General features: G+C 65.0%; 14 protein-coding genes. 4 read left to right on the top strand and 10 right to left on the bottom strand.

The features are described from left to right. The first annotated feature begins 311 nt into the window (after positions 1-311). Positions 312-683: a hypothetical protein gene (locus ACQ5DX_RS27590; RefSeq protein WP_430335941.1), complete on the top strand. Its 372-nt coding sequence runs from the start codon at positions 312-314 to the stop codon at positions 681-683. A gap of 1,222 nt (positions 684-1,905) precedes the next feature. On the opposite strand, the gene ACQ5DX_RS27585 is transcribed toward ACQ5DX_RS27590, so the two are convergent. The 10 genes from ACQ5DX_RS27585 to ACQ5DX_RS27540 all read right to left on the bottom strand — a co-directional run bounded on the left by ACQ5DX_RS27585 (position 1,906) and on the right by ACQ5DX_RS27540 (position 11,079). After that, positions 1,906-2,445: a TetR/AcrR family transcriptional regulator gene (locus ACQ5DX_RS27585; protein WP_430335940.1), complete on the bottom strand. Its 540-nt coding sequence runs from the start codon at positions 2,443-2,445 to the stop codon at positions 1,906-1,908. 29 nt (positions 2,446-2,474) lie between these two features. After that, positions 2,475-3,071, bottom strand: coding sequence for an NADPH-dependent FMN reductase (locus tag ACQ5DX_RS27580; RefSeq protein WP_430335939.1), 597 nt, complete (start codon positions 3,069-3,071; stop codon positions 2,475-2,477). 201 nt (positions 3,072-3,272) lie between these two features. Then, positions 3,273-3,506, bottom strand: coding sequence for a hypothetical protein (locus ACQ5DX_RS27575; RefSeq protein ID WP_430335938.1), 234 nt, complete (start codon positions 3,504-3,506; stop codon positions 3,273-3,275). Between the two features lie 620 nt (positions 3,507-4,126). After that, complete coding sequence (locus tag ACQ5DX_RS27570; protein WP_430335937.1) at positions 4,127-5,503, bottom strand: MmgE/PrpD family protein; 1,377 nt, start codon at positions 5,501-5,503, stop codon at positions 4,127-4,129. Beyond that, positions 5,493-6,281 (bottom strand): cyclase family protein, encoded by a 789-nt coding sequence (locus ACQ5DX_RS27565; RefSeq protein WP_430336326.1) that lies wholly within the window; start codon positions 6,279-6,281, stop codon positions 5,493-5,495. The genes ACQ5DX_RS27570 and ACQ5DX_RS27565 overlap by 11 nt, the downstream gene beginning before the upstream one ends. A gap of 62 nt (positions 6,282-6,343) precedes the next feature. Continuing rightward, positions 6,344-7,375, bottom strand: a complete 1,032-nt coding sequence (locus ACQ5DX_RS27560; RefSeq protein WP_430335936.1) for an ABC transporter substrate-binding protein — start codon at positions 7,373-7,375, stop codon at positions 6,344-6,346. A 10-nt stretch (positions 7,376-7,385) separates the two neighbouring features. Continuing rightward, complete coding sequence (locus ACQ5DX_RS27555; protein WP_430335935.1) at positions 7,386-8,228, bottom strand: ABC transporter permease; 843 nt, start codon at positions 8,226-8,228, stop codon at positions 7,386-7,388. Beyond that, positions 8,225-8,974: an ABC transporter ATP-binding protein gene (locus ACQ5DX_RS27550; protein ID WP_430335934.1), complete on the bottom strand. Its 750-nt coding sequence runs from the start codon at positions 8,972-8,974 to the stop codon at positions 8,225-8,227. The genes ACQ5DX_RS27555 and ACQ5DX_RS27550 overlap by 4 nt, the downstream gene beginning before the upstream one ends. 63 nt (positions 8,975-9,037) lie before the next feature. Beyond that, a complete protein-coding gene (locus tag ACQ5DX_RS27545; protein ID WP_430335933.1) occupies positions 9,038-9,895 on the bottom strand; it encodes an HpcH/HpaI aldolase/citrate lyase family protein in 858 nt (285 codons plus the stop codon). Next, on the bottom strand, positions 9,892-11,079 hold the full coding sequence (locus tag ACQ5DX_RS27540; protein WP_430335932.1) for a CaiB/BaiF CoA transferase family protein: 1,188 nt from the start codon (positions 11,077-11,079) through the stop codon (positions 9,892-9,894). Before ACQ5DX_RS27540 ends, ACQ5DX_RS27545 begins: the two co-directional genes overlap by 4 nt. Before the next feature lie 92 nt (positions 11,080-11,171). Between ACQ5DX_RS27540 and ACQ5DX_RS27535 the strand changes: the two genes are divergently transcribed. The 3 genes from ACQ5DX_RS27535 (at position 11,172) to ACQ5DX_RS27525 (ending at position 14,050) form a co-directional block, all read left to right on the top strand. Continuing rightward, entirely contained in the window at positions 11,172-11,891 is a 720-nt protein-coding gene (locus ACQ5DX_RS27535; protein ID WP_430335931.1) for a GntR family transcriptional regulator, read from the top strand. Between the two features lie 225 nt (positions 11,892-12,116). Continuing rightward, a complete protein-coding gene (locus ACQ5DX_RS27530) occupies positions 12,117-12,668 on the top strand; it encodes a cysteine hydrolase family protein (RefSeq protein ID WP_430335930.1) in 552 nt (183 codons plus the stop codon). After that, positions 12,665-14,050, top strand: coding sequence for an MFS transporter (locus ACQ5DX_RS27525; RefSeq protein ID WP_430335929.1), 1,386 nt, complete (start codon positions 12,665-12,667; stop codon positions 14,048-14,050). Before ACQ5DX_RS27530 ends, ACQ5DX_RS27525 begins: the two co-directional genes overlap by 4 nt. The last annotated feature ends 34 nt before the right edge of the window (positions 14,051-14,084 follow it).

Genomic DNA, 14,084 nt, shown 5'->3' with positions numbered 1-14,084 from the left:
AGGGCGCTTCCTGCTCGGTAACCCACGAACACGGGTGAGTGAGGCCCCGGCCCACAACCCCCAGCTCAACGCCGGCGGTCACCCATACCAACTTGTTCAATTCCCGTAGGGGATCGCGGTCTGCAGCCATGATCTCCTAGGCACCGACCGGGATCGCTCGCCTCATACCTGTCGCCCTGCTGCGGGGTTGGCTCCTAGACGGCCTGCGTCCCGGTCGGTGCCGACGGCAGGAGTGGCTGAAGAGAGGCCTGCAAAGCCGAAAGTTGGTGTGCCCTCCTCGCTACCGAATCGATCCGAGTCGAGGAGTTGGTGTGAGGCAGGTGCTCGGGCATCCCAGAAGTCAGGTGATGATCGCCGTTGATCCGCACAAGGCGTCGTGGACCGCAGCCGCGGTCGACGCCTCGCTGCGACCGTTGGCCACCATTCGGGTGCCGGTCAGCGACGACGGATACCGAGACCTGCGCCGATTCGCCCGAGAATGGACGAACGCCGGGTGGGCAGTCGAAGGGGCAACCGGACTAGGCGCACCGCTGACGCAACGCCTGAGCGAGGACGGCGTGGACGTGGTCGACGTCCCCGCGAAACTGGCCTCCAGGGTGCGGCTTCTGTCCACGGGTCACGGGCGAGCGGACAGTCAGTGGTCGATCTGGGGCAAATGCCTAACCTTCCAGGCTCCGAAGTGAGTCGGCTGCTGTCTGGTGTACACCCAGTTCGAGAGGTGTGCCACAGTCACCGCGAGAAGCCAGCATCGTCGTTACGGTCAGTTCCGCGGTGCCCGGGCACACCCCGACTCAGCCCGGGCACCGTGCAGGCGGGGCCGGACGGGTTCACGTCCGGGTAAGCCGCCCGGCTCCCCTCCCCTAACAAAAGAACAACGATAAGACCCCAACCATCGCGCGGATGGCTTCGCCGATCGCCGGGCCTACTCATCGCCCTTGTGACCCGCAACGCCTGACCCACGCCTACATCAGCGGCCCCACCCCCACTACGTGGTCGGTGTAGGTATTGAAATAGGCAATTCTCCGGTGGCCTGTGCGTCCGTCTGAGCGAATCCTGGGATCGGACAACCCCAGCCCCCTCGGGAGAGAAGCCGATGATGATCCGACAGCAACGCACGGCGTTCGTCTCGCTGGATACCGGTGTGTGGTGCCCTGCTCGGATCGTCGGTCCGTGGTACAAGGAATGACGCATCCGTGTTCGGCGGCTGCCACACAGGTGGCGCGCTGATGTGTCGGCTTTCGAGGCCGCCCCTCCAGGCGGCGGGATCCGGTTCGCCCTCTAGCGGCGATCCCGCGACGTCGCGCCCCGTGGCCGGCGAGCCATGTTTCGACTGCGGCGATTGAGGCAGATTGGACTGTTCAAGATGATCGATACTTCAAGGCGGCCGCGCGTGACCCATCGACGTTCCACCGCCGTCATCTCATTCGTTTGGCTGCGGTGGCGCCTGGCGTTGATAGGCCGTGAGCCGCACCAACGCACCGCGACGCTAAGAGCCCCGCACCGACTGCATAGCCCCATCTACGACCATGACGGCCTCATCATGTAGGCACACCACCGGGTATTCAATCGCGAAACAGTCGGATGGGTTGACTTGCAGGGTGAGACCTTTCGGGACCTCAGCATCCCGTCGCGACGACCAGGCTACTTTCAGCTTCGCCGTATTCCGCAAGCCGACCCGGCATACGGCAGGGGGGCGGGATCGGTCCCGACAAGAACGTACTCCCGTCCCATCAGAGCTCGCCCGTCCCGTTGCCTCCTGGTTTGGGCGGGCGATCGGCCGCTATTGCGGCGGGGACACCGCGGCGCGGCCCGGGGTGGATCGGAACGGATCTCTCCATCACGAGTCATAAGACACGGACGCACCGCTCAACCCGAAACTGGGGGAACCGTCTCGTGATCGAACGATCACGAGACGACCTCGTGCCCTTCGATGACAACCCGAATGAGTGGCGTCAGCGTCTGGGTGAGTTCCTCGCGCCGCGTGGTGTCGCCAGTGGCGATGGCCCGGTCGATGATGAGGGTGGCGCCGCCGAGAAGGAAAGCCGCCGTGGGGTCGGGGGTGGGGTATCCCTGAGCGGCGAGGAGGGCAGCAAGGTCGTCGAGCAGCGGGTTGTCCGTCTCGCGGGAGGTGGCGCGGCCGTAGAAGAGCATGTCGTGAGTATCGAGCTGGTCGAGATAGGCGTGGGCCAGCTCGACACACCACGCTGTGATCGCGTCCGCGCCCGCCTCGGCGAAGCCGCGGGCGGCCGCCTGGACCCGATCGAGGACCCGAGCGTTGAACTGCGTCTCGATCGCATCAACGATGTGTTCCTTTGACGGGAAGTAGAGATACACCGTGCCCTTCGCCACACCGGCACGCTTCGCGATCGCATCGACACTGGTGCCGCTCTGACCGTGCTGGATGAATAGCTCGCGCGCTGCGTCTATCACCGCGTCCCGACGCAACTCGGGTGCTCTCCTGCTCATCCCCGCATTCATGCCGAGACCCTCGGGTGCCGCTCCACCCATGCCCCGAACCGGGACATGTAGGCGGCAAGCATGTCCGCCACCTTCGGGTCAGAGAGCTCCCCACGCTCATCGAACAGGCCATAGCTACCGCCGAGATACAACTCCGGCTGCTGCATCGTGGGCATGTCTAGAAACACCAGCGACTGCCGCAAGTGGTGATTCGCCCCGAACGCGCCCATCCTTCCCGGGGACGCCGACACAATCGCCGCCGGCAGCCCATCGAAGGCGTTCTGATAGTGCGGCGCCGATCCCACATCGATCGCGTTCTTCAACGGCGCGGGCACCGACCGGTTGTACTCCGGCGTGACGAACAAGATTGCGTCACAGTCCCGCACCTGCCCCCGGAACCGGGCCCACTGCGCCGGCGGCTCCGCCACGACCTCGATATCCAAGTCCTCGTTGTACAGCGGCAGATCACCAATCTCGATGAACCGCGGCGACAACGACGCCGGAGACAGCTCCACCAGCCTTTGGGCCAGGCGACGTGTCACAGACTCCCTACGCAGACTCCCGACAATCACGCCCAACACCGCCGGATTCGCTACAACATCAAGATCAACCATGCATCGACTATCTCATGTGACTGACCGTCAGTCACTAGCGCTGTGGCAGGGTTGGAAGCCGACAGGGGTACCAGACGTTTACCGCTGATAGATGCAGGTCAGTTACCGCGGCGACTCACAACCTCGGCGGTGTCGGCGATATGAGGGATTCGATGTCATGGCCGTATGATCGCGACCTCGGTGTTGCCGAGCATCAGCCGGTCAAGGGGCTGCCGCGCATGCGACGACTGTGCCTTCGAAGCGATACACGAGGTGGTCGACCAGGTCCGAGTCGGACTGGTTGTCGACTAGATGAAGGCCGGCGTCGAGACACTGGTCGTCGCGGTCGCGAAGTATGCATGCCCACTGTTGCCGGGCGCGCGCCTCGACGCTGCGGTACGAGTCCAGTCGGTGCGCGGACACGATGACGGTCACCTTCTCGATGTCACTGGCCATAGTCCGGGAAGCTACTTGGCGAGTCTGCGAAGGGGCGAACCTGGGGATGAAAGCCGCGGGGGGCGGACGCGTTCTCCCGCTTGGTGGCCACCCGGACGCTAGCGTCACGATCGCTGCGGACCCATGCCGCAGCAAGGTGCATGTGCGCTGCCTCCGATAGGCGCATGCGAAAGCGGCCGGGCGGCGGATGCAGGGGGTTCCCCGCCTGGCCGCACCTTGCGTTGGTGCTGCGATTACATGAGGGTCGGCCCAGTTCCGTTCTCGAGAGGTGCGCCACAGTCGCCACGGGATCCGGCCACTGTCGTTATCGTCGGACTTGCGGTGCCCGGGCCATTCCCCCGACGAGGTCCGGGCGCCGCGCCGACGGGGCCGGGTGGTGTGGCGTCCAGGTGTGCCACGCGGCTTCGGCCGGAAACGGCGAAGGCTCCCACCATCGGGGTTGATGGTGGGGGCCTTTCGAGTCACTGCCCCAGACTCACTTGGTGGCGCCGCGCGGCGCGGCGACCGGCACTGGATCGCATCTGCCTGCGGGTTGTCGGTGGTCTCGTCGTCCGACCGACGGGAAGGCCGTCGACATCGACCGCATCGTGTCGCAGTGGGCCGAAAACGAATGCCTGGGCTCAGTCGAAGAGCGCGGTGAATGTGAAGATCGCCGTGGCGAGGGTGGTCCCATCACCACTGATGCCTGACTGGAGGTTGTCCCACAGCGCGGTGCTGGCGGAGGTGCCGAGCCGCGGAGCGACACAGTCCTCGAACTTCATGAATAGCTCGCGCGTCGACAGGGGGTTCTCCGGGCTTCCGCGGCCGGTGCCGATTCGGGCGTGATACTGGTTGCCGTCGCCGTCGATTCCAGCCGCGATGCTGACTACATGTTTCGGAAAAGCCGCACTGGCATGCGGATCGGCGGCAAAACGCACTTGCTGGGCCGCCGCGAGCACAGTTTCGTCGGGGCCGTTCACGCCATCGAAATCCGCAAGTCCGACGCCGAGGCCCGATCCACCGAGCATGGCAATTGCCACGACTACCGGACCGGAGAATCGCGCAGCGTAGGCGTCGGATGGTGCGTATTTCGAGGCTTCGGGAAACGCAATCGTACGCAGTACCGGTTCGGCTACTCCGATCTGCAGACGGGCGCCGGGCTCGAGACGGAACCCCTGCTCCCGCAGGAGCAGTGCGGCGTCGATCGACGAGTGTATGAAGCCGTTGGTGGGATACGGCTTCGTCACGACCGACTCGAGGCGCCAGCCCTCGGCCCGGTCGAATGGCCACTGTATGGCGGCGGGGTCGACGCCGAGGAAGGCGTGGAGGAAGCCGAATCGGCCTTCGAGCGAGGTCGGCGGCGCCGTTGCTCCGGCAGCGGCTAGATCGGCGGCGAAAATTCCGGCGGCGGAGGCGAATCCGGCATGCATCGGTTTGGTCTGCCCGCCGGTTCGGTTGCCCTCGAGAATGCCGCCGGACAGAGAAGCGGCGGTCCCGATGGCGTGGGCAAGTTCGTCCGGGTTCAGGCCACGAAGGAGACCCGCAGTCACTGCGGCGCCGATCGGTGTACAGACCGCTGTGGGATGGAAGCCTCGCTCGAACAGGATGGAGTTGCCATCGGCGACGGCGGTTTCGCCGAGCCAGAGGCTGATCTCTTCTCCCACCGCGAGGGCGTGCAGTAGCTTTCCAGGACCGCGATCTGGGCGGCCGGCCGTGGCGGCGACGGCGGTCGGAACGATGACACAGCTGGGGTGGACCAGTGATGGTGTCTGGGCGTTGTCGTAGTCGAGTGCGTGCGCGGCGGTGCCCAGGACGAGGGCGAGCCGACCGGCGCCGCCGTGCGTTCGAGTGGCCCTGCGCATGGACTCGACCGGGGGTTCACCGGCTCCGGCGATCGCGACGGCGATGGTGTCGACCAAGTGCAAGCCAGCCGCGGCAAGGGCAGAGTACGGAACCTCGGCGTGGGTGTAGGCCGAGTGGGCCCAGTCGGCCAGTCTGAGGGCCAGATCATTCGGCATCAGCGTGCCCCCTGTGGATCAGAGCTAGCGGGCGGATCGGTGACCCGGTGGCGCCGGTGATCCGCAGTGGCACCGCCAGATACAGCAGCTCGCGCGCGCCGGTGGCGGCGAGTTCTTCGAAGGTCAGCACTTCCATGATGTGCACGCCACGCTCGACCAGCAGGATTCCGTGGGCGGGCAGGGCGGCGTGGCCGCGGCCCGGCAGGATCTGATCGGTGGCGATTGTGTCGCTACACACCGCGCGGATTCCGGTGTCAGCCAGATAGTTCGCGGCGTCGGCTGTGATTCCGGGAACTCCGGTCGTGTGGCCGATATAGGCGTCGGGATCGTGGTAGAGCTGCGGCCATCCAGTACGCACCAGCGCGACGTCGCCTTTGCCGGGAGCCAGCTTGCCGAATGCCTCGCGAAGATGTTCGGCCGTGATGCCGAAACCTGGCTCGAGGCGGGGCACGCCGAGCAACTTCGGGATGTCGGCCAGCACGCCTCGGCACAGGAACGGTGCCACAGTATCGACACCGTGTGCGGTGAATCGCCCGCCGACGCTGGCCGTGTGTGCGTCCACGCCGCCGTGCATGCGGCCGTCGATGGCCGCGTGGCAGAGCGCGTCGAGATGTGTGCCGACGTGCCCGCCGGTGACGATGAGTTCGTTGGCACCTGAACCGCCTGAGGCGTTGACTCGGTCACCATGTCGGCGCAGCAGAGCCATTCGGAAGCCGGGATGGCTGGGCGAGCACGGCATGCCGTCCTCGAGTGGCTGTCCCAGTTCGATTGTGCGCATGTCTTTCATGGCATCGAGGATGCTCGGCAGCGAGGAAAGGGGGGCTGCGGCAGTGTAGTCGTTCATTGAAGGTCCTCGGAGAATCGGAGGTCGTAGGCGCGGGTTGCGTCCACGCCGGGCTTGTCCAGCACCGTGCTTACGAACTGGGCCGCTTTGGCGGCTTCGTCGAGATTGATGGCGGCCGTGGCCGGTGTGGCCTTGACGATCGGGTCCCAGCTGAGCGCGAACTGGGCGTCAGTCATTTCGGGGAAGCGGTGTCGGACGAGAGCACCCGCCTGCTGCGGCTGGTCGTGGATCAGGGCGTCGGCCTTGTTCAGCGCACGGGCGAAACAGCCCAGTACTGCTTCCTTGCGGCTCATGGTGGCATTGCTCGTTGCGGCAACAGCGTAGAGCAGGTTGTCCAGGTCGGGGGCGATCCCGGAGGCCAGGCGCAGCATGACCTGACCGTCGCCGCGCTCGGCGGCCACGAGCGAGGACGGCGGGCCGATGATGTAGGCGTCGACCGAGCCATTGGCGAAGGCGGCGACGGTTTCGGCCGCGCCACCCACCGCGACGATGTCGACATCGGAGTCGGGGTTCATCCCGGCATGCCGTAGCAAATATCGCAGCGTCTGGTCGGCTCCCGAGCCGGCTGAGGTGACTGCCACCTTGTGTCCGCGCAGAGCACGTACGGCGGTATCGAGATCCGCGTCCGCAGCCGGCGCGTAGCGGTTCTTGATTCCGATGTCGGCGGTGTTGCGGTTGGATGTGGCGGCGAACGCCACCACGGGTGCGCCGCGTTCCGCGGCGCTGAGGATTGCCGCGAAGGTGGTCAAGGCGACATCGACGCTGCCGCCGGCGAGAGCCTGGATGGCCTCTGATCCACCGCCCATTTCCAGTGTTTCGATTCGCAGGCCCTCGTCATCGAGGTAGCCCTTGTCCTCGGCAACGTACAGCGCCGCGTATTGCAGGTTACTGGCGGTGGATTGTCCGAGTTTCACCGTTTGTCCGGAACAGTTGGTGATGGTGGGCCCGCCGCCGGCGCAACCGGCGACTGTGGACCCGGTGAGGGTGAGGGCGGCCACGATTGCCGCGATTCGAGTGTTCTTTTTCATGGTGCTTCTTTCACTTCCACCGGGAGCTGAGGCCCTCGGCACGGGTGACGGCGATATTGAGCAGCAGTGCGACCACCACGAGGACGGCGATGGCGGCGAACGTGCCCGCCGTGTCGAAAGTATTGGCGGACGTCTTGAGCAGGTGGCCCAATCCTTCGTTGGAGGCGGTGATCTCGGAGACGACGGCACCGACCAGCGAATAGGGAACGGCCAGGCGAAGTCCGGTCAAGATCCACGACATGGTCTGCGGCAGTATCACTTTCAGTAGCCGCTGTCGTCCGTTGGCACCGAGGACGGTGACAACCCCGAGTAGTTCAGCGTCGGTATCGCGGGCACCGGCGAAAGTGTTGTAGAAGACCAGGAAGAAGCACACCAGCGCGGTCATGATGACCTTGGATTGAAGGCCGATGCCGAACCAGAGGATGAACAGCGGCGCCAGTGCGAGCTTGGGCAGGCTGTTCATAGCGATGATGAAGGGGTTGAACACATCGCCGAGAAACCGATTGCGGCCCAGAAGGAATCCGGTGACGATGCCAGCTGACGAACCAAGCACCAGCCCGATGGCCATAGCCAGCAGCGTCGCCCGCGCATTGGTGGCGAGTGTGCCGTCGCGGGTCCACTCGACCAGCCGGTCGGCGATGGCCTGTGGTGACGAGACCCAAAACGGGTCGATGACCGGTCCCGACAGCATCTGCCAAGCACCCAACAGCGCGGCGACGATCAGGATCCGGATTGTGAGCACCACCAGGCGATAGGTGCGCTGCTTGCGGCGATAGCGGGTGTCGTGGTCGGTGTCGATCGCCGGAGCCCTCATGGTCTGCGCGGTGGTGCGGACAGCTGCGGCGGTACTCATGCCGACACTCCTGACTCCACCTCGGGGCTCAGCGCGGCCCAGAGCGTTTCGTGCAAGCGCGCATATTCCGGATCGAATCGCGCGGTGAAGACATTGCGGGGATGCGGCAGCTCGACGGTTTCGTCGAGCAGGATGTGGCTGGGTCGTGCGCTGAGGACCACCACGCGGTCTCCCAGTGCGATCGCTTCGCCGAGATCGTGAGTGATAAACACGACGGTGGCGTTGGTGCGGTCGCGGAGGTTGAGCAGTTCCCCCTGGAGCACCGTGCGTAGTTGGCTGTCGAGGGCGCCGAAGGGTTCGTCGGCGAGGATGACCTCCGGTTCGTATACCAGCGTGCGAGCCAGTGTCACGCGCTTGCGCATTCCGCCGGACAGTTGGCGTGGGTACGCATCGCCGAATGCATCCAGCCCGACCAATTCGAGCACTTCGTCGGTGCGCCGCTCGGTCTCGGCCTTGCCGACGCCGCGCAGTTCCAGGGGAAGCCGCACGTTGGCACGTACGGTGCGCCACGGCAGAAGGTTGTCCTTCTGGGTGACGTAGCCGACGCGAGTGTTGGGCCCCACTACCGGCTTCCCGTCGTAGCGGACTTGGCCCCCGGTAGGCGGTAGCAGACCGGCGACCATATTGAGCAGGGTGGACTTGCCGCATCCGCTGGGACCGACGATGCAGCAAAACTGTCCGCGGGGAATCGACAACGACAGCCCATCGATGGCCCGGAAGGAATGTTTGGTGTCCCGGAAGGTCATGGCGATGTCGAGGAATTCGATCAGTTCCGGGGGTCGGTCCGGCGTAGGTTGGTCACTCATGGTTCACGTCCTTGTGCACTGGAGTGGTGGATAGAGCTCAGCCCATTCGAGGGTCGCGCGGGCCGCAGCCACGACCGGCTGATCGACGAAAGTGCCGTCATCCATGGCGAATCCGCCGGCCTGGGGGCCCGCCGCGGAAATGATGCGTTGGGCCTGATCGACCTCGGCGGCTGAAGGGCGGAACGCCTCGGCGATGACCGGCAGCTGCGCTGGGTGGATCGCGGAGCGACCACGCATACCCAGCCGTCTCCCCCGCTGGCAGGATTCACGTAGTCCCGCGGCGTCCTTGATGTTTCCGAACACCGCCATCGAGGGCGGTGGTAGGTGCGCGGCTGCGGCGGCCACGACGATGCGGCTGCGGACCCATCCCAGTGCCTGTTCGTCGAGGGCGCGCAGTTCGGCGCTCAGGTCGCCTTCTCCCAGGGAGATCGCGGTAACGCCGGGTGTAGCGGCGATGCGGTAGGCATTCTCCACGCCGATGGCGGTCTCGATCAGGCAATGAAATCCGACTTGGGAGCCGGCCGCGCGGACCACACCGGTGGCTGCTTCGATGTCTGCAGGTGATTCGACTTTCGGTAGCCGGACGCCCGCGAGCGTGGGCAGCCCGGCGATGGCGTCGAGATCACGGCGGCCGGTTTCGGTGAGAATGCTGTTGATCCGGACGTGGATTCGTGGCGCGCTCGCCTGAGGCTCGGCCGTCGCAAGGAATTCGGCGACCGCCGCGCGAGCGTGTACTTTCCGGGATTCGGCGACCGCGTCCTGCAGATCGAGTACGACGACCTCAGCGCCGGAGCTGACGGCTTTGGTCATTCTGTCCGGTCGATCGCCGGGAACATACAGCCAGGTAGCTGGGTATCTCATGCCACAACACCAGCTCCCCGCCAGGCTTGGATCTGCTCAATGGAGAACCCGGCTTCGCTGAGCACCTCGTCGGTGTCCGCACCGAGCGCGCGCCCTGCCCAGCGGATCGCCCCAGGTGATTCCGACAGCCGGAACAGCACATTCTGCATGGCCACGGCGCCGAGGTCGAGATCGGGAAGGCGCACAATGGTCTCGAGCGCCTTGTATTGAGGGTCGCCGAAGATATCGGCGATGTCGTAGACGGGCGAAATCGCGGCCTGCGCCTCGGTAAACGCCTCGATCACCTCTGTGGCGTCACGATCGGCGATCCACTGTGCAACCGCGCCATCGACCTCGTCGATGTGCTGAACGCGGCCGTACCCGCTAGCGAACCACGGCTCCTGCACCAAGTCCGCGCGGCCGACCAGCGTCATTACCCGTTCGGCGATGGACTGGGCGCTGGTCGATACCGCGAGCCAGCGGCCATCCCGGCTGCGATAGATATTGCGGGGCGCGTTGTTGTCCGACCGGTTCCCTGTCCGGCGGGGTACCACCCCTAGCGCGTCGTAGACAGTGATCTGCGCGCCCAGCATCATCAATATCGGTTCGATGATGGCGAGGTCGATCACCTGTCCCCGGCCAGTGCTTTCCCGCTCGCGGAGCGCCACCATGATCGCGAAAGCCGTCGCCAGGCCGGCAATTCCATCAGCCAAGGCAAGCGGTGGCAAAGTTGGCGGTCCGTCCGGTTCACCGGTCATGGCGGCGAATCCGCTCATTGCCTCGGCGAGGGTGCCAAAACCTGGCTCGTGCGAGCGCGGCCCGAATTGACCGAAGGCAGTAACACGGGCGATCACTAGACGCGGATTCAGCTCATGCAATACCTCCGGCCCCAGGTTCCAGCGCTCCAGCGTTCCTGGACGGAAGTTCTCGATGAGCACGTCGGCGTCAGCCAGCAACGCCCGCGCGATCGCCTGACCCTCTTCCGCGGACAGATCCACGCCAATCGGCCGTTTGTTGCGGCCGAGCTGTTTCCAGACCAGGCCGGTGCCGTTCTTGGCCGCGCCGTGCCCGCGGCTGGGATCCCCACGCAGCGGGTGCTCGACCTTGACGACGTCGGCGCCGAAGTCCGCCAGCATCGTCGCCGCCAGTGGGCCTGCGAACAGGGTGGCAGCATCCACAACCTTCAGTGACTCAGAACACATCATGGCGCTAACTTATAAGTTATAAGATGGGACGTCAAGGGGCCTGTGGAGGCAGTACGATCAGGGCGACGCACTCAGAAAGGGAGGCCGACTCGATGGCACGGCGCAGCGCATCCGCCACAACCGGGACCGCACAGTCCGGACTCGGCCTCACCTACGCCGCCGTTAAACCCCCCGGCAGCCGGGCCAGTTACGTACAGGATGTGCTGCGATCGGAGATCCTCAGCGGCGCGCTCGCCCCCGGGACGCCCATCGGGCAGGACAAGGTCGCCGAACGGCTCGGCGTGTCCATCACTCCCGTGCGCGAGGCGCTGCGCAATCTGGAGTCGGTCGGGCTGGTCGTCTACGAGCCCAACTTCGGCGCCAAGGTCGCCGAGCTAGCCGCCGGCGAAATGGAGGAGCTCTACCTGCTGCGCGCCACCGTCGAGGGTTTGGCCGCGCGACTGGCCGCTACCTCGATCTCTCCCGAGGAGCTTCACCGCCTGCACGACATCCATCGGGAATTGCGGGCAGCCCTCGACGCCGGCGACGCCGCGCGAATGTCCGCTCTCAGCCGCGAGTTCCATGCTCAGATTGCGTGCGTCGGGGGACGCTCGATCATCGCCAGGCACCTGCAGTGGATCTGGGAGAGTCATCCCATTCCCATCGAGCAGTCGGTGTGGTCGAACCCGAAAGTGGCCGCACAAGCCGTGGAAACACACGCGCGCCTGCTGGCTTTGATCGAGTCCGGAGATGCCCAGGGCGCCGAAGACCATATGGTGCAACAGGTCCGGCTTGCAGCCTCCGCCCGACTGGCCACCATGCAAGATCAGTGACCGGTCCCCACAAGCTGTTCGAATAACCTTCTGACGCTCCCGACCCCGCCCGGTAGGAAGCACCATCGGGCATCAAGTCACCGAAGGTCCTCGCTTCAGCTCGCCCGCACCGGGTGAGCTCACGGTATGGGCCTACTCGCTAGTCGAAGCCACCACAGGTGGAGCGATAGCTGGCTCCCGCGCGCCCTTTTCATCTCCAATTCTTTCTCGTACAAAGGAGCTTCCATGCCGATCACCACCGTGGACCCGAAGACCGCGCTTATCGTCGTCGACATGCAGAAGGGCGTCGTAGGTATGCCGACTGTGCACTCAGTTGACACGGTCATTCAGCGAATCGGCGTGCTGCTACAGGTTTTCCGGGCGCGTGGCCTGCCGGTGGCGTTGGTGAATGTCGCGGGTACGCCGCCCGGCAGAACCGATACGGGTGTAGTCGATGCCTCCCGGCTTCCCGCGGATTGGACCGAACTGATCGAGCAGGTGGATCCGCAACCCGGTGATATCCGCGTCACCAAGCGTGCCCGCAGCGGCTTCACCGGAACCGGCCTAGCCGATCGTTTGCACAGCCTCGAAGTGACTCAAGTGGTTGTCGTCGGACTCGCTACCAGTGTCGGCGTCGAAACCACCGCCCTCGACGCATACGAGCGTGGCTTCCATGTCACGCTGCCAGTCGACGCCATGACCGACCGAACACTGGAACGGCACAACCACAGCGTCACGACCGTCTTCCCCGGCATCGCTCAGACCGGAACCACCGCGGACGTTCTAGCAGTGCTGTGACAGCGGACGAGCCCACGCCGACCCCCGGCACGCCATTCGGAATACGGTTCACTGGCCCACTCTTGTTGGGATCGACGCTCAACCCGATCAACAGCTCGATGATCACCACCGGCCTGGTCGGGATCGGCGTCGACTTCGATGCGAGCCCCGGTACCACGACAACGCTGATCTCGGTCTTGTACCTATCCAGCGCCGCCATGCAACCCACGATGGGCAGGCTCGCGATCCTCTTCGGACCACGACGGGTCTTCCTGGCCGGACTGGTCATCCTTGCAATCGCCGGCGTCGCCGGCGCGGCCGCACCAGCATTCGGATTCCTGGTGTTGTCCCGGGCCTTGATCGGCATCGGTACGGCGGCGGCATATCCGACGGCAATGGAACTCGTCCGTCGGCGCGCCGAATCCGCCGGGACCGGTGTACCGAGCCAGTTGCTAGGCAGTCTCTCCATCGCGGCCCAAGTCACCGTCGTGCTCGGACTGCCAATCGGTGGAGTGCTGACAGGTGTATTAGGTTGGCGCGCATTGTTTCTGATCAACGTGCCACTGGCGGTTATCAGCCTCGTGCTAACCCTCACCGGAGTGCCGCAGGACGAGCCGAGAGGGCCACGCAGCGGCTCTCTCCTCGTAGCGGTCGACGCACTCGGAATCGCATTATTCGCCTCATCGATCATTGCGCTGCTGGTGTTCCTGTCTGACCTGACCGCCCCCGCATGGTGGCTAATGTCCGTGTCCATCCTCCTCGGTGGTGCGCTCGTGATACGCGAACAGCGCGCGGCAATGCCGCTCATAAACACCCGAGTGCTCAGCCGCAACCGCGGTCTTCTGCGAACGTATCTACGTCAGACTCTGGTCGCCCTGGGCAACTACACCGCGCTCTTCGGCGTCAGCCAGTGGATGGAAGGAGCCGCAAGCTATACGCCTTCCCAGGTGGGCTTGCTTCTGGTGCCGCTCTCGATCGTCAGTATCGTCGTCGCCCGACTGGTCTCCGTCCGAGGCTGGATACGCGGGCCGCTGATCCTCACCGGTGCCTCGATGCTCGCCACCGGCGCAGTGATGCTCACCATCACCCACACTTCCCCCACGCTACTACTGGTCGGCATGTCGATGCTGTTCGGAATCGCCAACGGGCTCAGCGGATTCGCCAATCAAGCTCTGCTCTACATACAGTCCCCCGCGGACGAGGTCGCGGTTACCGCGGGCCTGTCCCGTACCTTCATGTACCTCGGCGCGATCTTCTCCGCCAGCCTCATCAATCTCACCTTCGGACACGCCATCACCGACGCCGGATTCCACTCGGTCGCCATCGTCATCCTCGCTATTGGCACAGCCGTCGTCGTGATGACGGTTACCGACCGCGGAATACCACCACAGGCCAACAGCTAACGCTTGCAGCGTGAAGGCGGCGCTGTTGATGTTC

It is taken from the genome of Rhodococcus sp. ACT016 (genome assembly GCF_050477185.1).
Classification (GTDB): Bacteria; Actinomycetota; Actinomycetes; order Mycobacteriales; family Mycobacteriaceae; genus Prescottella.
This window is presented reverse-complemented; position numbering and strand designations above follow the sequence as displayed.

Coding starts and splice junctions, on each gene's coding strand:
- ACQ5DX_RS27580 (WP_430335939.1), bottom strand. CDS start 3,071: ATGGTTGATCTTGATGTTGTAGCGAATCCGGCGGTGTTGGGCGTGATT.
- ACQ5DX_RS27575 (WP_430335938.1), bottom strand. CDS start 3,506: ATGGCCAGTGACATCGAGAAGGTGACCGTCATCGTGTCCGCGCACCGA.
- ACQ5DX_RS27570 (WP_430335937.1), bottom strand. CDS start 5,503: ATGCCGAATGATCTGGCCCTCAGACTGGCCGACTGGGCCCACTCGGCC.
- ACQ5DX_RS27565 (WP_430336326.1), bottom strand. CDS start 6,281: ATGCGCACAATCGAACTGGGACAGCCACTCGAGGACGGCATGCCGTGC.
- ACQ5DX_RS27560 (WP_430335936.1), bottom strand. CDS start 7,375: ATGAAAAAGAACACTCGAATCGCGGCAATCGTGGCCGCCCTCACCCTC.
- ACQ5DX_RS27555 (WP_430335935.1), bottom strand. CDS start 8,228: ATGAGTACCGCCGCAGCTGTCCGCACCACCGCGCAGACCATGAGGGCT.
- ACQ5DX_RS27550 (WP_430335934.1), bottom strand. CDS start 8,974: ATGACCTTCCGGGACACCAAACATTCCTTCCGGGCCATCGATGGGCTG.
- ACQ5DX_RS27545 (WP_430335933.1), bottom strand. CDS start 9,895: ATGAGATACCCAGCTACCTGGCTGTATGTTCCCGGCGATCGACCGGAC.
- ACQ5DX_RS27540 (WP_430335932.1), bottom strand. CDS start 11,079: ATGATGTGTTCTGAGTCACTGAAGGTTGTGGATGCTGCCACCCTGTTC.
- ACQ5DX_RS27535 (WP_430335931.1), top strand. CDS start 11,172: ATGGCACGGCGCAGCGCATCCGCCACAACCGGGACCGCACAGTCCGGA.
- ACQ5DX_RS27530 (WP_430335930.1), top strand. CDS start 12,117: ATGCCGATCACCACCGTGGACCCGAAGACCGCGCTTATCGTCGTCGAC.